This window comes from Oceanisphaera sp. IT1-181 (assembly GCF_033807535.1).
GTDB lineage: Bacteria > Pseudomonadota > Gammaproteobacteria > Enterobacterales > Aeromonadaceae > Oceanimonas.
Genome location: NZ_CP136856.1, coordinates 801,079 through 821,128 on the forward strand (window position 1 = coordinate 801,079; position 20,050 = coordinate 821,128).

Sequence of the window (20,050 nt, forward strand, 5' to 3'; positions counted from 1 at the left end):
AGGCAAAAAATATGTCCACGATTGAAATGTCTAAGTATTCCTTTAAGCGGTTGATTGAACCAGGGCAGCGCTTGATGCCCGGCGTTATCATCTGTGTCACCATTGCCTTAGCGACCACCTTTATTGCGGATCATTATGGCGGACCTACATTACTGTATGCGCTGCTGTTTGGTATGACACTGCATTTTCTTACCGAAGAAGGGCGCTGCCTCGCCGGTGTGGAATTTACCTCGCGCACTATACTGCGGCTTGGCGTGGCGTTGTTAGGGGTGCGTATTACCCTCGATGAAGTAGCAGCACTGGGTATTGGTCCAATATTGATGGTGATCGCGGGCGTGACCTTGACCATTGCCGTCGGGGCTCTGTTAGCTCGCATTCTGGGTTTAAGTCGTGATATGGGGCTGTTGACCGGAGGCTCAGTGGCCATTTGTGGTGCGTCCGCGGCATTGGCCCTGTCGGCGGTGATGCCGCGCAATGAAACCCACGAGCGCAACACCATTATGACTGTGGTGGCGGTGACGACCCTGTCTACCGTGGCGATGATTGTCTATCCGCTGATTGTGGGCATGCTGGGGTTAAATGATAGCGAAGCGGGTATTTTTCTGGGAGGCACCATTCACGATGTAGCGCAGGTCGTGGGTGCTGGCTATATGATTTCCGAAGATGCGGGTGCTGTTGCTACCTTGGTTAAGTTATTACGGGTCGCTATGCTGGTGCCGGCGGTGGTCGTGTTTATATTCCTGTTCCGTAAAAGCCGTGCTGAGGGGAGTAGCGGCAAAGTCCCTATGCTACCGGGCTTTCTTGTCGCCTTTGTGCTGATAGTACTGATCAACAGCTTAGGCTGGATCCCCGCTATGGCAGCCGAGTTGGCCACTGATTTATCACGCTGGTGTCTGGTAGCGGCCATTGCAGGACTGGGTATTAAAACCTCGTTCCAGAAACTGGCGGTGGTGGGGTGGAAGCCGGTGATCTTAATGGTCGCAGAAACGGTATTCCTGTTAGTGTTTGTGATGGCGTGTATTTACTTCGGCTTAGGGGGTTTGTGATGGCAGTTTTATTCAATGCCAAGACCAGCGAGATGCCGATATAAAATAAACGAGACTGGCAACAGAAGCCTGCCTTTATAAGCGAACACCATTCAGTTAAGCGTGGTTAAACGCAAGGGTGTACCGAGCTTTTGATATTCGAACGGTCCTATTTAGGGGCCGTTTTCTTTTTTAGGCAGAAAATAGCGCTTCACACGCTCAGGCATGGCCCATAGTTTGTTCGGGATACTGCAGGGCGAGGCTATCGCTCATCACTTGATCCTGAATGTCTCTCAATACCCTCATAAAGCTGATCCGAAAAGTAAAAACCTCCGCTTCGTGAACGATGCGACGGATCTCCACGCGCAGCAGATTGTAGGCAAGTAAAGCTCCCAAAGCTCCTGTGTTACTCCCAGAGTTGACTGACTACGCAACTCAGTATGAGACAGTTTTACTGTGCTTGATGTAGCCGAAGTGGTCGGCTACATCAGAGGTATCGGCAGTACTAAACAGGGTTCCGTCTACAGAGGAGAGTTGCAGCCCATGCCAAGTATCCTTGCTGTCTTCTTCCTCAGCCCTGCGCGCATCCGTGAGGGGTAAACAAGGCTTCTAATGGCTTGCGGGTATTGCTTAAGAATTATCTATGATTACTTTAAGTGCCTGCTCTTTGCTAGCATTGCCAAATACCTCGTAAGCGCGCATAAAGTCGCTAAAGGCGAAGCGGTGGGTGATGAGTTCAGCCGGTCTTAATTTACCCGACTGTACGTTTTTCAGCAGCATGGCGGTGGTGTTAGTGTTTACTAAGCCGGTAGTGAGAGTGATGTTTTTAATCCACAGCTCTTGCAGCTGTAAATCCACACTGGTGCCATGTACGCCAATATTGGCGATATGCCCACCCGGGCGTACTACGCTTTGGCAGATATCGAATGTGGCAGGTATCCCAACCGCTTCCATCACCACGTCAATGCCGTCTGTGGTCATGGCCATGAGTTCGGTCACGGCATCTTGAGTCGCGCTATTGATGGTGTGGGTGGCACCAAAGGTTTTAGCCATGGCAAGGCGTGAGTCGTCTACGTCCACCATGATCAGCTGAGCCGGTGAATAAAACTGAGCCGTTAATAAGGCTGCCATCCCTATGGGGCCGGCACCAATAATGGCGACCGTATCACCCGGTTGTACAGCACCATAGAGCACACCAATCTCAAAGCCTGTGGGTAGGATATCGCTGAGCATCACTAGCGCTTCTTCGTCGGCGCCATTGGGTACATGATATAAGCTGTTATCTGCATGGGGGGTGCGTACATACTCAGCCTGAGTACCATCGATCAGGTGGCCTAAAATCCAGCCGCCATCTTCGCAATGAGCATAGAGCTGTTTTTTGCAGTAATTACACTTACCGCAGGCACTGACACAAGAGATCAGTACTCGGTCACCTTTTTTAAAGCGGGTAACGGCGCTGCCCACTTCTGCTACTACGCCGACTCCCTCATGGCCTAAAATCCGACCTTGCGTCACTGCTGGCACATCGCCTTTAAGAATATGTAAGTCGGTGCCACAAATCGTGGTTTTAACGATTTTTACGATAGCATCGGTTGGTTGCAAAATTTTGGGGGCCGCGACAGTCTCTAAAGATTTGACACCTGGGCCACCGTAGACTACGGCCTGCATTTTTTCTGGCATCATCATGACAAGTTCCTCATTTACATCCTTGTTTGAAGTTAGCCTTAGGATTCTCGTTATATAACCCACCTATATTGAGATTGAGCGGCTGGCTCGGTTAAGCTTAGTTAGTCACCTTTAATTAATAAGCAATGGGACTCGATTTTAGGATCTAGTCGATTAGCTGCTCCTTTCAGCGTCAAAAACTGCTTGGAGCTGTATTTGAAGCACACAGCCACTTCTAATTTTCTCATATGGAAAATTATTACGTTCTTACTGCTTTGAGCTAATATTAAGCTACAGGGCGAAAAATTTAATCGACTACCCTGAACCTTATTTATAGATGAAGGTGTTGGAGGCGACTCCAAGGAGATAAGTATGTTAAGCAGAATGCGCAGTTATACGCTACAAAATGGTGACTGCCACGCCAATATTATTATCAAACCTTGTGGCACGATAGAGGTAGATATTCCTGAGAAACATCAGCACCTTACTGTTGAATTAGAAAGAGTGCACTTCAAGCTGAATCAACAGGGTGTATTATTAGTATGTAGTGAAAAAGGGTGTGGTGTAATTGAGGATGTTAGCTTACAGCTATCCCGTAAAGATGCTTTTAATCTTTATGACGTGGTTGATGACGTTATTCAAGAGTACGAAAGGTTAATGTCAGACTTATAAGGTCTCCATATGGATTTAATAAGAAATTATTTATAAAAAGCACCTGCTTATGATGTTAGGTGTTTTTTTGTTTTTTATAGCAAGGTAGGAGAGGTGAGTGAGTCTGAAAATTTTAGCTATGCGGCTATATAGTCTTCTTAATATGCTCTGCTTTCCAACAATACTGATCTTGGTTATGTCTGCTTGGTGCATGTTTAACCGTCGGAAGTGTATGCACTCTTGCTGACTTATTGTGAACAAAGCCTACAGATCACGCGATGTGGGAGGTTGGAGCTGTTGGCTTGCAAGTACTTATAAATGATGTACTATTGAAAGGCTGTATAAAAAACGCTCTATTTGTTGGCAGATGTTTTATTTATTCTCTTGGAATATATCAAGAGTAAAGGAGACAACCATGTTAGCGAGAAAGTGTCGGTATTCGCTGCAAAGCGATGCTACTATTTATGCTGAGATTATAATTAAGCCCTGTTGTACTATTGTAATATCGGTTCCGAAAATGGGTCAGAGAATAAAAAGTAAGTTGGCGTTAATACATTTTACGCCGAGTGAAAAAAATGTATTGTTAGAGTGTTACGCAAAAGATACTGTTGAGTCGAAGTCTATTATTTTAGATCTTTCTTATCGCGATGCTCTTGAGCTATGCCAAACTATTGATGCAGTCAAAGAAGAACATGAAATTTTAATGTCTGATTTATGCTATTAGACTTATTTTATATTGCATGGGCCTGAGATATTCAGGCCCTTTTTTTAGTGGGATTTGGTGAGCATCAGTATTTAATCTTTGAGGGGTAGAGAAAATATAGTGGCTAGAACTAATCTTAACCTTACCTGATTACGTATGAACCTCAGCCATAATGCACCCTGTTTCGGTTTGTTCTTTGTAGCTGCCAAATTTATTCGGCAGGCCAGCTCTGCTGGCTGTTACTGAGGTTTAGATTTAAACCAAAACACCAAACCGGGCCGAATAAATTGGCCCCTACAAGGTCAAAATACCAAACTGAGCCTCATATTTTTACCGAAGAGGCAGGCACATCCTTGTAACCTAGTGAATTTATGGGTGCTGAATTCACTGAAACATGGCTGAACTTTGTGGGTAATCAGGTAACCTTAAGGCGAGCTCCAGAGGTGTGTCAGGAAGATGACCAAAATACAGCTGTCATATAAACATAGAGCCAATAACAGACGAGATGGTGTTTGGTTGTAAGTTTGTTGCTGAATTTGTATCCATTTTTACTTTTTTGTGTTTTTTACCGCTTATTTAAAGTTAGGTGTTCTCTTGGGTCCCTTTGTTTTTTTAGCATCGCCTTAGTGGGTACTGTTATACATCTGTTTTTAATTGTATTTAAATATACTTTAACTACTTAATAATACTGATTATTTTTATGAACGTCATATGGGGTACTTGTTTAATAGCAACTTTTTTTAACTTAGCTAATCTTAACTTGTGTATGAACAACAATCTATCTTGATTGTGTACAGCTGAGGACCTATTTGGCTGTCGTAAAAAGGAGTTAATGATGTTAGTCAGAAAATGCTGCTATACCTTGAAGGGCGACACCGAGCAGCTTGTTAATATCAAGGTTCATCCGTGTTGCACTGTGGAAATTGAGATACCCGCAGTGCAGCATCGTATTTACAGTGAAGTGGAGCAGCTACACTTTAAACTCACCTATGAGGGTATGTTGTTGGTGTGTGATAAGCAGGATAACGGTGATGTACCGCTGCATTTCTCACGCAAAGATGCTTTGGCATTGTGCCAGATGATTGATGATGTGATGGATGAGCACGAAGAGCTGATGTCTGATTTATGCTGAGGTTAGCCTGTGTGCTGGGTTGGCGCTGAGTACTGGTGCTGTTTAATAAAAGGCGCTTGTATAACAAGCGCCTTTTTTGGCTAAGCTTAGCGAATACAGTCGATAAAATACTGAGTTTGCCCTTCATGCTCTTCGGTCACTAAGCCGTGAATATAGGTTTCAAAGCCCGGAAAGCGCAGGTTGAATTCCCGAGCAAATTTCAGGTAGCTAATAATAGTGTCGTTAAACACCTCACCTGGGATCAACAGTGGGATCCCTGGTGGATAAGGAGCCACCATTACAGCCGTAGTGCGACCGGATAATTCGTCGATCGGTACCCTGTCCATTTCCTTATGGGCCATTTTGGCGAAGGCATCGGCAGGTTTCATCGAGGGAATTAAGTCTGACAAATACATTTCAGTGGTCAGCTTAGCCACGTCGTTTTCTTTGTAGATCTGGTGAATTTGGTCACACAGATCACGTAAACCCACGCGCTCATAGCTAGGATTGCCTTGAATAAACTTAGGCAGCACTTTCCACAAGGGCACGTTGTGGTCGTAATCGTCTTTAAACTGCTGCAGCTCGGTAACCATGCTGTTCCAACGGCCTTTGGTAATACCGATGGTAAACATAATAAAGAACGAATATAGGCCGGTTTTTTCGATAACAATACCGTGTTCAGCCAAGTACTTAGTGACCACCACTGCAGGCATACCGGTGTCGGAAAAATTGCCTTCCATATTAAGGCCGGGGGTTAATATGGTGGCCTTGATAGGGTCGAGCAAGTTAAAGCCTGGCTCCACATCACCAAAACCATGCCAACTTTCACCGGCGTGCAGCATCCAGGCATCGCGGTCATCTAAGCCATCGTCGGTTAAATCATCGGGGCCCCACACTTTAAACCACCAGTCGCTGCCGTATTCATCTCCCACCTTGCGCATGGCACGTCTAAATTCCAGCGCCTCAGATAAGGACTCTTCCACTAAGGCGGTGCCACCTGGCGCTTCCATCATGGCGGCGGCCACATCGCAAGAGGCAATAATGGCGTACTGGGGGCTAGTTGAGGTGTGCATCAAATACGCTTCGTTAAACACATCTCGGTCTAGGTGGTTGTTGGTGCCATTTTGCACCAGTATTTGTGATGCTTGCGATAATCCGGCCAGCATTTTGTGGGTCGACTGGGTAGAAAAAATCATCGACTTTTCACAGCGTGGACGGTTTTCGCCAATGGCGTGGTAATCCCCGTAAAAATCGTGGAAGGCGGCGTGGGGGATCCAAGCTTCATCGAAGTGCAGGGTTTCGATTTCGCCGTCGAGCAGGGTTTTTATCTCTTCGACGTTATACAAGATGCCATCGTAAGTGGACTGGGTAATGGTTAATACCCGAGGTTTGAGATCGGGGTTTTTGGCTAACAGTTCACGACAGAAAGGGTTAGCCAGCATTTTTTCACGAATGCGTGCAGGCTCAAATTCACTGCGTGGAATGGGACCAATAATGCCGTAGTGGTTACGGGTGGGCATTAAGAATACCGGTACCGCGCCCGTCATCATAATGGCGTGCAAAATCGACTTATGGCAGTTGCGGTCCACGACCACGATATCGCCGGGTGCGACTGTGGAGTGCCAGACGATTTTGTTAGAGGTAGAGGTGCCGTTGGTCACAAAGTACAAATGATCGGCGTTAAAGATGCGCGCCGCATTGCGCTCACTGGCGGCCACCGGGCCCGTGTGATCCAGTAACTGGCCCAGCTCGTCGACTGAGTTACAGACATCGGCGCGCAGCATGTTTTCACCAAAAAACTGGTGAAACATCTGACCAACGGGGGATTTTAAAAACGCCACGCCGCCGGAGTGACCGGGGCAATGCCAAGAATAAGAGCCATCTTGCGCATAATGGGTGAGAGCACGAAAGAAGGGCGGCGCTAGGCTGTCGAGATAGCTTTTCGCTTCACGAATAATATGGCGCGCCACAAAGTCAGGCGTGTCTTCGTGCATATGAATAAAGCCGTGCAACTCGCGCAAAATCGCATTAGGAATATGGCGTGCGGTGCGGGTTTCACCGTACAGGTAAATAGGAATATCTGGGTTGCGATGACGAATTTGTTCTACGAAGCGATGTAACTGATCGAGCACCGATTGGGCTTCTTCAGGGCTACCTGCTAATTCTTCATCATCAATTGATAGCACGAAGCCGGCAGCGCGACTTTGCTGCTGGGCAAACGAGGTTAAATCACCGTAACTGGTGTATCCCACTACATCCATGCCGGACTTTTCGATGGCGGCAGCCAGCTCTCGAATGCCTGAGCCGCTGGTGTTCTCGGTGCGAAAATCTTCATCAATAATGATGATGGGAAAATAAAATTGCATCGGGTTTCCTAGGGTTGCCAGACGTGCCGGTTCGGACATGCCGTTTTTTGGACGTGCAGTGTAGGACAGTCTGGTAAAGAAGCTCGCTAGCCGAGCGGGTACTGAGTCTATTCTACTGTTTAGTATGCGAGCTGACAAAAATGCTTACACAGACTCGCTGAGCCATGGCCCATTATGAGCCTATAGCAGAGCGCTAAACTGGAAATATAGGTACACAGTTGGCACTATGGCTAACTCTGTCACTCTCTTGGCGCCCTATATTCATGAATAAAATTATCAAAGCCACCGCTTGGTTCTTGGGCACGCTTTTGCTCACCAGTTGTGCCACTGCACCACCGCGTAATCCAGAAAATATCTGTGCGATTTTTAAAGAGCACAAAAGCTGGCATAAGTCGGTCGAGAAATCCCGTAAAAAATGGGGGGTGCCGGCGCACGTGACAATGGCGATGATGTATCAAGAAAGCAGCTTCAAACATGATGCCCAGCCACCGATGCGTTACTTTTTATTTATTCCCAGAGGTCGCGCCTCTGATGCCTATGGCTATGCGCAGGCTAAAAAAGCCACTTGGGCAGACTATCAGCGAGAAACGGGTAATGGCTGGGCCAGTCGCAGTAACTTTGATGATGCGGTGGACTTTATGGGCTGGTATATGAGTAAAACCAGTAAGATTAATGGCGTGTCTAAGTGGGATGCCTATAACCAGTATTTAAATTATCACGACGGCTGGGGTGGTTATCGCCGCGGTACCCATAACAAAAAAGGTTGGTTGTTGAAGGTATCCCGCAAAGTAGAGGGCCGCGCCAAACGTTACGCAGACCAATACTGGCAGTGTAAAGACAGTTTAAACCGTGGCTGGTTTGGATAGCGAGCAGCACCAAGCTAAACATAGGGATTGAAAGATCCAATACGAGAAATTTATTTGCCACGGAATACACTGAATAAGAGCGACAAGATAAAAGAGATGGGATCTTTACCAATAAACTTATTTTTCTTAATCACTTTTTTCCGTGATCTTCCGTGTATTCCGTGGCAGAAAGTGCTTTTAGGTTTGTGTCGTCCTATTCACCCTTTACTCTTCACAAGCGAGAGCGGCAGCTTGTGCCAAGTATTGTGCCATTTCAGCTTGGGGTACCATGCCGCCGCCGGTGGCCCATACCAAGTGATGGGCGTTCGCTAAGCGCTCAGGCGTTAATCCTAGACGCTGCAAATAGCCTTCATCCTGTAACACCCGCCACGGCCCTGGCATGCCGGCCAAGGCCGAGGGCTCGAGTTTAATACTCTCTTGCTCGTTTAATAGCCCTAGCAAGGACAACATATCCTCATCACTCAAGGTATAAAAGCCGTCGAGCATGGGCGACATTAAGCGACCGACGAAGCCAGAAGGGCGTCCCACCGCTAAGCCATCGGCGGCGGTGATATTATCTATATGCAAGTCTTGTACCGAAATTTGGTCGTGCAAGCCACTGTAGACGCCGAGTAGCATGCACGGCGAATGGGTGGGCTCGGCAAAGATGCAGTGCACCGCATCGCCAAAGGCCAGTTTTAAGCCAAAAGCCACGCCACCTGGGCCACCGCCCACGCCGCAAGGTAAGTAGACAAACAAAGGATTGGCGCGGTCGACTTTAATGTCGGCTTGCTCAAACTGCGCTTTCAACCGTTCACCGGCCACCGCATAGCCCAAAAACAACTGCAATGAATTCTCATCATCCACAAAATGGCAATACGCATCGCCTTCAGCCTGCGCGCGGCCCTCGGCAACGGCCACTGAATAGTCGCTGTCGTATTCCACTACTGTTACGCCTTGAGCGCGCAGTAACTGTTTTTTCCAGGTTCTGGCTTCTGCCGACATGTGCACGCTGGTTTGAAACCCAAGCTTGGCACCTATCATGCCGATCGATAAGCCTAGGTTACCGGTTGAGCCTACAGCCAGTCGATATTGACCGAAAAACTCACGAAATGGCTCGCTGTGCAATTTGGCATAATCATCAGTACGTTGTAATAAACCGGCTTTAAGGGCTAGCTTTTCGGCGTGCTGTAACACTTCATAAATGCCTCCCCTCGCTTTAATGGAGCCAGAAATGGGCAGTTGATTGTCCATTTTTAGCCATAACTCACCGGGCAACGATTGTTGAAATTTCGCCTCTAGCGCTTGCTGCATGCGCGCAATCGGTTGAATGGGCGACTCTAAACGCCCTTGGCTAATGGCAGTTTCTGGAAAGGCCACGCTAAAGTAGGCAGCAAAACGGTCTAAACGCTGGCTGGCATCTTGCACATCCTCAGCGGTAAGTCCTACGGCTGCGAGCGCTTGCTCGACGGGTAGGCGTTCTGGATTAAACCAAGTGACGGGGTTAAGGGCTATCAGCTGATTCAATAACGGATGGGCTTGGCAGAGCTCGCTAATGGCTTCTGCAGAATAACGGGGATGAGTATACATATCGTAGAGTCCTGAAGGTGAGCTGAACACATTACAGTATATCAGTCCTTGGTAGAAAGTGCGGCTATCAAGCAACAAGCAGGCCTAACTGCCTGCTTGTTGGGGTTACTGACCGACTACACCTGCGATATTGTGGTGTGAGTCGATGTTATGTTAGCGCTTTTTATTGAGCGCCTTTTGATCGGCGAAGTAGGCTTTGGTTAACCTAAATACCACTGGGCTTAGCAGCGCCAAGGCAATCAGGTTAGGAATGGCCATCATGGCGTTTAAGGTATCGGCCAACAGCCAAATAAATTCCAGCGATTGAGTCGCGCCTATTGGTAAGGCTAATACCCAGAGTATGCGAAACGGCAAGATAGCTTTTACGCCAAACAGGAACTGCACACATTTTTCACCGTAAAAACTCCAGCCTAAAATAGTAGTGAAGGCAAAGATAGCCAAGGCCAGCGAGACGATATATTCCCCGCCCGGTATGGACATGGAAAATGCGAGCGCGGTGAGCGAGGCACCGGTTTCACCACTGGTCCAGCTGCCGGTGACCACTATGGCTAAACCGGTAATAGAACAGACGATAATGGTGTCGATAAAGGTACCCAGCATGGCAATTAAGCCTTGGCGCACTGGGCTGTCGGTTTTTGCGGCGGCGTGTGCGATAGGCGCACTACCCAGACCGGCTTCGTTCGAGAAAATCCCACGAGCCACACCAAAGCGAATGGCCATCCATACTGCAGCACCGGCAAAACCACCTTGAGCGGCAACAGGGGTAAAGGCGTGTTCGAATATGGTGCCAAAAGCGGCCGGTAACGCAGGTGCGTTCATTCCCAAGACGACAATACCCGCCACGAAGTAGGATACCGTCATTAAAGGCACTAACTTACCTGCCACTTCTGAGATCCAGCGAATGCCGCCGATTAATACCAAGCCCACCAGCACCATTAACACTATGCCGGTGCCCGAGTGTGAGATGCCAAAAGAGCTACTTAATGCATCTGCCACCGAGTTGGCCTGTACCGTATTACCGATACCAAAGCCGGCTAAGGCACCAAATAAGGCGAATGTTACACCTAGCCACGCCCATTTCGGACCTAAGCCATTTTTGATGTAGTACATAGGGCCGCCGACGTGGTTACCCTTTGCGTCGGTTTCGCGAAAGTTAACCGCGCACACGGCTTCTGCATACTTGGTGGCCATGCCCACTAAGGCAGTCATCCACATCCAAAACAACGCACCTGGGCCGCCTAAGAAAATAGCGGTAGCCACGCCGGCAATATTACCCGTGCCTATGGTGGCCGCCAGTGACGTCATCAAGGCATTAAAGGGGGAAATTTCACCACTACCGGTTTCTGTTTTAGTGAATAATAATTTGAAGCCGGTGCCTAATTTCCGAATGGGCATAAATCCCATTCGCAATTGCAGATAGAGCCCTATGCCTAAGATACCCACGAGCATGGGTACGCCCCATACCACGCCATTTACTGCCGTTAATAGATTGGTCAACCATTCCATAGCTAGACTCCTACAATATATTTAACAGTGAGTTAACACTGTTTTCCTGTAAAAGCCTAGCTGGGATATTAAAAATTGCGCTATAGATTCATGTTTCGGATGGAACTTAAAAAAAGGCTTGCATTAACTGGCGGCACTGAGATATGGCAGTTTTATATCCGCTGAGTTGCCACTTTTTCGCAACTAAAGTCGGTTGTGCGCTTGGATCGAGCAGGGCGGACAACAGTCGTTGTTCTGAGTTTGAAAGTGGTTTCAATGGAGTATGACTTGCCACAAAGCGCGCCAAGGCCGCTTGATCGGCGCTTAAATCTCGATGATAAAAAGCAAAGTCATAAGCTATCTGTCGGTCTTGCGCTCGGGTATCGCTGGGCGGCAGCAGCGTTAACACCTGATAAATGGCGGCCCTATCTTTTTTAATTAAGTATTTGCCATCCTCAATTAAGCATGTGTCATCGTCAGTTAAGGATGAACCCGAGCTAAAGGGCGATGTGGCGCATGGATGGCTGTGCACATTGGCACTAAATTGGCCCTGCCAGAGCGGCAGCTGCAGCTTGGCGGCGGCTGAGCTTGGCCATAACATCATCACCGCCTGTAAACCACTGACCGCATCTCGGCTTTGGCCCAGACGCACCGCACTAAAACCATTGGCTTGCCAAAAGTTAATCAGCTCAGGGCTGGCGCCAAAACTGGTACCGATAAAATCACCTGTTAGTGCTGGCTTTGCGGAGGGGGAGAGGGCTGTGGGCTGCGTTTGTTGTTGCAGCCAAGAGAGTAATTGGCTGCCTAATCCGGCGTGCTGGCAATCGGGATGCACGACTATGCGCATCACTCTGTGATAACGAAACTGGCAAGCCTCACTTAAGCCGCCGTGAAAGGCCAAAGATTGTGGCAACAAGTGACCCCGCGGTCGGCGTTGGCCGCGCCAAATAGCCAGACTAAGAGCAGAGGTTAAAGGATGAGTGTGGGTTTGCCCTTCGGTGACCAATAAGGCCACGGCCACGGGGGTGGATTGGCGAAACATCACGGCTAAATGTAGCCCGGGCGCATCCAATAACTGGCGTAAATCACTGGGACTGGTTTGATAATGGGCCAAGGTCAGCAGGCCAAACAGCTGGCTTAATAACATATCATCGTCGAGCAATTGATCTTGGGTTACCCCGCGTATTGTCAGCTGGCCGTGACGATCAGGCGTGACTGCAACCGCATTGAGTGCTAATAAGCGAAACAATAACGGCTCCAATGGATCTGTACTGCTCCAACGCGCCGGCGTGCGCAGCTGAACTTTTTGGGTGCGCGGTTGCACGCGCAACAGTTGTGGCTGAAATTTTAATTGAAAGCCAAGGCCGGTGCCCTCGTAGCCGTGCTCGGTGCTGGCAAACACACAGCAATACTGACGCGCCAAACGCAGCAGTAGCGTTACCGGAATGGCGGCGGCTTCATCAATCAATAAAATATCCGCAGTGGGCCGCTCAGCGAGCAGCGCATCGGGCGCCATAAAGACTAAGGGTTGTGCACAATGGGCCAGCACTTGGCTAACGGCATGGGGGCTGGGTGCTGTGAGTAAAACCCGTAAACCGGCTTTGAGTAAACGACCTGCGGCCAAGCCCAATAAGCTGGATTTACCACGGCCCCGATCGGCGGTTAGGATCACCGGAATTCGGCGGCGAGCGCTGTGCAACAATACCGCTAAGGCGTGGCGTTGCTGGGCATTTAGGCAGCCTTGTCGGTCTGAGTCCGGTTGCCATGGCGGTGTTTCGTCTATCAATGGCAAAGCGGGAAAAGCCGCACCTTGTGGCCAATGCAATACTTGTGTGTCTTGTTGTAATACTTGAATAAAACGCCTTAAGAAACGGCTCTGTAGATCCCCTGCATGCTCCGGCTCGGCCACATAACGTACAAGATCGGGATCCGCATACTGAGGCCAGTCCGCAAGCGGTGGGCACAGCAATATCAGTACACCACCGGCCATCAAGGTGCCGGCGACGGCGGCCAAGGCATCAGGATGCAAACCGCTAAAAGCGTTCACTACTAGGGCACCGTATGCTTGGCCTAACACGGTTTTAAACTTATTGGTGGGAGTGCCAGTCTGGCTGCTAAGAGCTTGGCCTAGCCAGAGAGTATGAGGCTCAGCGCAAGTGAGCTGCTGGGCTTGTGCCATGGCCCAGTCTTGCTCTCCGGCCATAACTAATAGCCGCCGCTCCCCAGTTTGACGTAACTGCTGGCGCCACGTTTGCCACGCCAATAAATCGCCAGCTGTTAACGAGTGGTGCACTAACGGATTATCAATGAAAGAGCCGGTTGCCATGTTCGTCTATCACTCGCTTGGCTTTGGCTATCATAAGCTCGGCGGCTTGCTCGGCCGAGGGTAATAAATCGGCGCGCACCAAGTCATAACTGTGCTCGGTGCCGTCTATGACTTGAGTAATGTGGCCATTGATTCGATATTGGCCGCCTTCCGCAATCGGGCCCGGATGAATGTCGTAGCCCTGATAATTAATGGGTGCAAAGTCAGAACCGACGGGGGCAGATGGTGAGCTAAAGGCCCATTTTTTTAACCAGTTAAGCATGCGTGCAACTCTACATTAAAGGCTTAAGCGTAAGGTGCAGATGTGATGAGTAACGCATCATTATCCTGCTAGTTTTTGGTGTTTTTTGGCTGATCGTTTAAAGCCGATCGCTGCCGAAAGCGCTACTTTCTCACGCTTAATATGGCGTCTGTAATTAAAGTGACGGCGCCGTTGTATTTAGTCAGTTCTTTGATCTCGTCCATATTGGAAATGATCACCGGCGTTAAGGTGGACGTGGCTTTGGCTTCTAATAAATTTAAGTCGAATTCGAGAATCACATCACCGGCTTTCACGGCTTGGCCCTCGTGGGCGATGCGTGTAAAACCTTCGCCCTTGAGCTCCACGGTATCGATACCTACATGGATAAACAGCTCTAAACCTGAGTCACTGTTCATGGCAAAGGCATGATTGGTCTCAAAAATCTTACTGATCACCCCATCACAAGGGGCAACAACTTTATTGCCGCTGGGCTTAATGGCGATACCATCACCGATAATTTTCTCAGCAAATACCACATCTGGCACATTTTCTAACGCCACTATCTCACCGGAGAGGGGGGCCAGTAGCCGAATGTTCTGCTTACGAACGGGCTCGTCAGACACCATTTTTTTTAGTTTATTGAACAGACCCATAATCTTAGCTCCCATCAGTAATGAAGAATCACGATGATAACAGTGGCCAGAACTAAGCACCAAGCTTACCTAGAATGCCGGAGGGTAGAATATGGCATGCATAATCGCGAATAAAAAAGCGCAGGCTGTTTAATAAACAGCCTGCGCTTCGTTCACTAAGCCCACCATGGATGCTGGGCAGTGTTATTTAAGCCGGTAACTCTTGCTCAGTAAAAATACCCTGAAACAAGGCCGTGCTTAAGTAGCGCTCACCGGAGCTTGGCAAGATAACCACGATAGTCTTGTTGGCAAACTCAGGCAGCTCTGCCAAGCGGTTGGCGGCAACCACGGCGGCACCTGAACTAAAGCCGGCTAAAATACCTTCGTCTTTCATCAAGCGACGCGCCATGTCTATGGCTTCATCACTGGTGACTTGCTCCACGCGATCCACCAAAGACAAGTCTAAGTTGCCAGGAATAAAGCCAGCACCGATACCTTGAATTTTATGAGGACCAGGTTTGAGCGGCTCACCGGCCAAAGCTTGGGTAATGACTGGCGATTCAGCAGGCTCAACCGCGACCGTGATAATGGCTTTGCCTTTGGTGTTTTTAATGTAGCGAGATACACCCGTTAGCGTACCACCGGTACCCACGCCTGACACAAACACGTCAATTTCACCGTCAGTTTCATCCCACAGCTCAGGGCCAGTGGTTTTTTCATGAATTTCTGGGTTGGCAGGGTTATTAAATTGCTGCAGCAATACAAATTTTTCTGGGGCGCTGTCTCTCAGCTCCATGGCCTTTTCGATAGCCCCCTTCATGCCTTGGGCGCCTTCGGTGAGCACGATATTCGCGCCCAGTGCTTTGAGCAGTTGGCGACGCTCCATGCTCATAGTGTTTGGCATGGTCAGGGTAATAGGGTAGCCACGAGAAGCCGCCACAAAGGCCAAAGCGATACCGGTGTTGCCACTAGTGGGCTCAATCAACTCTTTACCGGCGACCAATTCACCGCGCTTTTCTGCATCCCAAATCATGTTGGCACCGATGCGGCACTTCACACTGAAGCTGGGGTTGCGGCTTTCTATTTTAGCCAGTACGCGACCTTTACTAACGCGGTTCAATCTTACCAAAGGAGTGTTTCCAATGGTCAGCGAGTTATCTTCAAAAATTTTGCTCATGTGACTATTCCCGTAGTTCGCTAGCATCCAGTTCGCTAACATCATGATTATTGATATGCAGCCAGCTTAACCATTCTATTTAGAATGAGAAATGACAAATTAGAATGAGAAGTGACAAATTGTTATAACCATAGGTTATTACATGCTCGAATCATATGCATTTATGGCAGCAAGATAAACAGCAGAATAAATGGAGCTTTCACCGTAAATTTGTTATCAAGGTGCCAGTGTGCAAGGTTTTGTCGTGCAACCAGTGAAGAGTCGTTTTTTTATTAAAGCCAGTCAGCAGTGTGATTCAAGGAATGGGTGGACATTTATATGATAGGCAGTAAATGGGTAACAAAATGTCGTGCCGCAGGCGGACTTTGGCTATTAGTGTCGCTAACCATGGGCAGTGCCAATGCCGCAGGTTGGCAAGACGAGCCCAAGGCTCGCGAGCAATTGCATCAACTGGGCTTAGAGCTGGCCTTGGCGGATGTGCACCCCAATATTACACTGTGGTGGCAACAGGCGGTGTCAACCGACACGGCGTCAGATCAAGCCGATGACCGCTTGCTACTGGGATTACAGAGCTTTTGGCGCCATTGGTCGGGCTTATCTTTTTATGATCGCCAGTATTTGCGTACTCACAAAGTCAACTTATCATTCTCTGACGTCGATAAAACCAATTTACGTTTGGCCAATGAGTTAGGCAGCCGTGAACAATTAGTTGCACGACTCACGCCGGGTTATGGGGATCATAAGCAGTTAGCACTACAGCTGACTCGCCTGCTTGCGCTGAACGATCAGCCTTGGCCGACTTTGCGCGGTGCCACCCTAAAGCCTAACGAGTATAATGCACAGGTGATCGGCATTCGCCAACGGCTGCAATTGTTGGGTGATATGCCTGAATCGACGCTTATAGATTTGCCAGCGGTGCCGAGTCTCAATCTTGTCTCAAAGAATGAGTTAGACAAGGTGCTGGATAATAGCGGAGTGCTGGATGATAGTAATGTGCTGGACAATAACGGTGTGCCCGAGGGAGTGAGCTTAGCGGCAACCGAGGTCGCCGACCCAGAGTTAACCCATCCCGGACTCCTCACTCCTGAATTAAGCGAGCTTGACCTCACTGAAGCTGATTTAATTGCGGCCGGCGTGGTTGAAGGCGACTTAGGGGTCACTGAACAGGATATCGAACTGCCGAGCCTTGCGAGTGCTCGCCCTGAGATGGATGTGTTATCGGGCTTAAACAATAGCCCTGTGGCCGCGTCTGTGTTTCTCGATATGGAGCACTACGATGCAGACTTGGTTGCTGGCGTAAAACGTTTTCAAGCGCGTCATGGCTTAACCGTTGATGGCGTGATTGGCCCGCAAACCTATGCTTGGCTAGATACCTCACCGTTAAAGCGCGCCCAATTGTTGATGCGTAGCATGATGCGCACCTTGATCAGCGATGAATTACCGCCTTCTTATCTGTTGGTCAATATCCCCGAATATCATTTACGCCTCTACAAGAATCAAGTCTTGGTATTAGAGAGCAATGTGATAGTAGGACAAAATCAGCGTAAAACGCCAATCATGGCCAGCAAAATCACCAGTGTGGTGTTTAATCCACCTTGGAATGTGCCGCGCTCCATTCTGACGAAAGATATCTTGCCTAAGCTGCATCGAGATCCGGACTATCTGGATCGCCAAGGATTTGAAGTGCTGGACAGCTCTGGCACCCAAGTGATTTCTCGGCATGAATGGCAAACTCGGCTGGAAGAGGGGGGTGGCTTTCCTTATCGGTTACGCCAGCGCCCAGGTCGCGGTAATGCGCTAGGAGCCTTTAAATTTCATCTGCCCAATAGTGATGCTATTTATTTGCACGACACCCCAGGTCGCGGCTTATTTGCCCGTGACAGCCGCGCGCTGAGCTCGGGTTGTGTGCGCGTTGAAGGTGCGGAGCAACTGGCCGACTGGTTAGTGGCAAGCCAGATGAACGGAAGTCGCTTAGCCGCGCTAAAGGCCAAACCAGAGACTCGCTGGATCAAAGTCAACGAGCCGCTACCCTTATTTATGGTGTATTGGCCCAGCTGGCTGGGTGCCGATGGCAAACCGCATTTTCGTAATGATATTTACGGTTTTGATACCAGCCTAACCAGCCCTTTTAGCGCCGGCTAACCCGCTTACAGACTGATGCTCAGCGCTATTTAAGCCTGTGGGCTGAGCATCGAATAGAAATATTTCAGGTAGTTTGTGTTGGTTATTTAGACGTTTGTGGCGTATTTTATATACACATTTTAGGGTTAAAACCCATATTTTAACCCTAATCAGATGAAAACCAGCAGTAATGAAAAGTAGTGACCGTAAAATGTAAAGCCCCCAGTAGCACAGCCCTTAGCTGCGCCGCTTGTTGTTAACTACCAGCCAGTCGAACACCACCTTTACCGGTGGGTTCGACTTTTGTTTTGTGATTTATGGTTTCTGGAGTGGATAACAAGCGCCGATCTATCGGCTGCTGCATGTTTATTGTTTAAAAAATGAGTTTAGAACTATGTTTGACTTCAAAAGAGAAAAACAGGCCATCGATCAGCAACACGCCGCATTGACACAGGGTGCGTCCACCTTGGGCGTAAATCGCCGTCGTTTTTTGCAAGGGTTAGGAGGACTCGGCGCAGTGGCCATGTTACCCATGCCTGCCTTAGCCAGTCGGTCGGCACCGGTGCGCAAGCTCAGCCTGCACAGCATTAATACCGGCGAGCAAGTGACGGCCAGTTTTTGGGAAGAGGGGCGCTACCTCAAGGAAGGTTTAAATACCTTGAATCGCATCATGCGCGATTACCGAGCAGAGGAGCAGTCTGAGATAGACCCTAAGTTGTATGATCAGTTGTATTTACTGCAACATCGTTTGGGCAAAGTCGGTGAAATTCAAATTATTTCTGGCTACCGCTCGCCCAGCACCAATGCCATGTTGCGCCGCACTAGCAGCGGCGTGGCGAAAAAGAGCTATCACATGAAAGGCCAAGCCATTGACTTGCGCCTACCGGGTGTTCCGCTTGCTCAGCTGCGCCAAGCCGCCTTAAATCTAAAAGTGGGCGGCGTGGGTTATTATCCAAGCTCCAACTTCGTTCACCTAGATACGGGTCCGGTACGCAGCTGGGTGTAATGATCCACCCACAGCGCCGTAGCACCACAAATAGCCACCGGTATGATCAATAGATTGATCAGCGGTATGCTGGAGCATACGGCCACGCTGGCGCCAAAACTTAAGTTGAGTTGGCGCTTTTGAGCAAGGGCACGACGCATCACAGCAAAATCAATTTTGTGGTTATCAAACGGATAATCACAATATTGGATGGCCATCATCCAGGCACTAAAAACGAACCACAGCACAGGTGCTAAGGTTTGTCCTACCAGCGGTATCAGAAATAACAGCAAGCAGCCCAAAGCGCGCGGCAGATAATACATTATTTTATGTATTTCTCTGGCCAGCATGCGCGGCGTGTCTTTTACTAATCCTTTCCAGCCATCATCCGGTAGCGGTTGTCCCGTGAGCTTTAGCTCTACTCGCTCGGCCAGCAAGCCATTAAAAGGCGCAGCTATTAGGTTCGCCACACTGGTAAACAGCAGCGAAAATACCACCAGCATCACAATAATGGCCAATGGCCACAGTACAAACCTAAGCCACTGTAAGTAACTGGGAATGCTCTCGTTAAACCAAGCAAACAGGGTATCCAGTTGCAAAAACAAAAAGTAAAAGGCTCCACCAAATAACAGCAGATTGACCGCTAATGGGATCAACACAAACAGGCGTAAGTCTGGCTCCACAATCAGCGACAGGCCTCTGAGTATATAATGCGGACCACTGGCCAAATGAGCCGGTGCAGACGAGGGGGCGGGCATATTAGGCTTCCTTACAAATAAAACGGCATGTTAGAGAGCAATCGATCCGCTGCCAAGTGCTTATTGCTAAGCTGAGTCCTATGCTTAGATGCTCGAGTGGCGAGCAGTAGGGTGTCGGATTCGCCTTTGAGGGGCATCATTAGACATTATTGAGTCTGGTGATGGGTAACTAGCGCACTTTAGCGCCGTAATTTTGTACAGTTTTATTGCGACTTTAACCCGTTGACGACAATAAAGGCCGCTAGCACATCTAAAAACCGTCAAAATGTAGGCTTTTCTCTATTCCTCACCCAGATGACACTTGTCAAACCTTGATGGTAAACATACCCTTGTCCTTGTCTTCAATAACATTGCGGCGCAAGGCGGTCT

At 48.8% G+C, this 20,050-nt stretch carries 16 protein-coding genes; 7 read left to right on the plus strand and 9 right to left on the minus strand.

Going from position 1 to position 20,050, the window contains the following annotated elements; genetic code table 11:
• Nucleotides 1–11: 11 nt before the first annotated feature.
• On the plus strand, nt 12–1,046 hold the full coding sequence (locus R0134_RS03660) for a YeiH family protein (protein ID WP_319783516.1): 1,035 nt from the start codon (nt 12–14) through the stop codon (nt 1,044–1,046).
• Between the two features lie 609 nt (nt 1,047–1,655).
• On the opposite strand, the gene R0134_RS03665 is transcribed toward R0134_RS03660, so the two are convergent.
• Complete coding sequence (locus tag R0134_RS03665; protein ID WP_413641421.1) at nt 1,656–2,711, minus strand: zinc-dependent alcohol dehydrogenase family protein; 1,056 nt, start codon at nt 2,709–2,711, stop codon at nt 1,656–1,658.
• Between the two features lie 351 nt (nt 2,712–3,062).
• Here R0134_RS03665 and R0134_RS03670 point away from each other — a divergent pair, with 351 nt between their 5' ends.
• The 3 genes from R0134_RS03670 to R0134_RS03680 all read left to right on the plus strand — a co-directional run bounded on the left by R0134_RS03670 (nt 3,063) and on the right by R0134_RS03680 (nt 5,176).
• Nucleotides 3,063–3,362, plus strand: a complete 300-nt coding sequence (locus R0134_RS03670) for a hypothetical protein (RefSeq protein WP_319783517.1) — start codon at nt 3,063–3,065, stop codon at nt 3,360–3,362.
• Between the two features lie 394 nt (nt 3,363–3,756).
• Nucleotides 3,757–4,065 carry a hypothetical protein gene (locus tag R0134_RS03675; protein ID WP_319783518.1) on the plus strand — a complete coding sequence of 103 codons (309 nt, stop codon included), beginning with the start codon at nt 3,757–3,759 and terminating at the stop codon, nt 4,063–4,065.
• Between the two features lie 811 nt (nt 4,066–4,876).
• Nucleotides 4,877–5,176 carry a hypothetical protein gene (locus R0134_RS03680; RefSeq protein ID WP_319783519.1) on the plus strand — a complete coding sequence of 100 codons (300 nt, stop codon included), beginning with the start codon at nt 4,877–4,879 and terminating at the stop codon, nt 5,174–5,176.
• 86 nt (nt 5,177–5,262) lie between these two features.
• On the opposite strand, the gene R0134_RS03685 is transcribed toward R0134_RS03680, so the two are convergent.
• Nucleotides 5,263–7,521 carry an arginine/lysine/ornithine decarboxylase gene (locus R0134_RS03685; protein ID WP_319783520.1) on the minus strand — a complete coding sequence of 753 codons (2,259 nt, stop codon included), beginning with the start codon at nt 7,519–7,521 and terminating at the stop codon, nt 5,263–5,265.
• 263 nt (nt 7,522–7,784) lie between these two features.
• Between R0134_RS03685 and R0134_RS03690 the strand changes: the two genes are divergently transcribed.
• A complete protein-coding gene (locus tag R0134_RS03690; protein WP_319783521.1) occupies nt 7,785–8,387 on the plus strand; it encodes a transglycosylase SLT domain-containing protein in 603 nt (200 codons plus the stop codon).
• A gap of 204 nt (nt 8,388–8,591) precedes the next feature.
• Here R0134_RS03690 and R0134_RS03695 read toward each other — a convergent pair whose 3' ends face one another.
• The 6 genes from R0134_RS03695 to cysK all read right to left on the minus strand — a co-directional run bounded on the left by R0134_RS03695 (nt 8,592) and on the right by cysK (nt 15,817).
• Nucleotides 8,592–9,956: a D-serine ammonia-lyase gene (locus tag R0134_RS03695; protein WP_319783522.1), complete on the minus strand. Its 1,365-nt coding sequence runs from the start codon at nt 9,954–9,956 to the stop codon at nt 8,592–8,594.
• A gap of 153 nt (nt 9,957–10,109) precedes the next feature.
• Nucleotides 10,110–11,462, minus strand: a complete 1,353-nt coding sequence (locus tag R0134_RS03700; protein WP_319783523.1) for a sodium:alanine symporter family protein — start codon at nt 11,460–11,462, stop codon at nt 10,110–10,112.
• A 106-nt stretch (nt 11,463–11,568) separates the two neighbouring features.
• Nucleotides 11,569–13,767 (minus strand): tRNA(Met) cytidine acetyltransferase TmcA, encoded by a 2,199-nt coding sequence (locus R0134_RS03705; RefSeq protein WP_319783524.1) that lies wholly within the window; start codon nt 13,765–13,767, stop codon nt 11,569–11,571.
• Nucleotides 13,745–14,029, minus strand: coding sequence for an HlyU family transcriptional regulator (locus R0134_RS03710; protein WP_319783525.1), 285 nt, complete (start codon nt 14,027–14,029; stop codon nt 13,745–13,747). Before R0134_RS03710 ends, R0134_RS03705 begins: the two co-directional genes overlap by 23 nt.
• 122 nt (nt 14,030–14,151) lie before the next feature.
• Nucleotides 14,152–14,661, minus strand: a complete 510-nt coding sequence (gene crr, locus R0134_RS03715; RefSeq protein ID WP_319783526.1) for a PTS glucose transporter subunit IIA — start codon at nt 14,659–14,661, stop codon at nt 14,152–14,154.
• Between the two features lie 187 nt (nt 14,662–14,848).
• Nucleotides 14,849–15,817 (minus strand): cysteine synthase A, encoded by a 969-nt coding sequence (gene cysK, locus R0134_RS03720; protein WP_319783527.1) that lies wholly within the window; start codon nt 15,815–15,817, stop codon nt 14,849–14,851.
• 306 nt (nt 15,818–16,123) lie between these two features.
• Here cysK and R0134_RS03725 point away from each other — a divergent pair, with 306 nt between their 5' ends.
• Both R0134_RS03725 and R0134_RS03730 read left to right on the plus strand, forming a co-directional pair.
• Nucleotides 16,124–17,959, plus strand: a complete 1,836-nt coding sequence (locus R0134_RS03725; protein ID WP_319783528.1) for a L,D-transpeptidase family protein — start codon at nt 16,124–16,126, stop codon at nt 17,957–17,959.
• A 373-nt stretch (nt 17,960–18,332) separates the two neighbouring features.
• On the plus strand, nt 18,333–18,944 hold the full coding sequence (locus R0134_RS03730) for a YcbK family protein (RefSeq protein WP_319783529.1): 612 nt from the start codon (nt 18,333–18,335) through the stop codon (nt 18,942–18,944).
• On the opposite strand, the gene cysZ is transcribed toward R0134_RS03730, so the two are convergent.
• Complete coding sequence (gene cysZ / locus R0134_RS03735; RefSeq protein WP_319783530.1) at nt 18,908–19,681, minus strand: sulfate transporter CysZ; 774 nt, start codon at nt 19,679–19,681, stop codon at nt 18,908–18,910. The two genes, R0134_RS03730 and cysZ, sit on opposite strands and share 37 nt — an antisense overlap.
• Nucleotides 19,682–20,050: the final 369 nt, after the last annotated feature.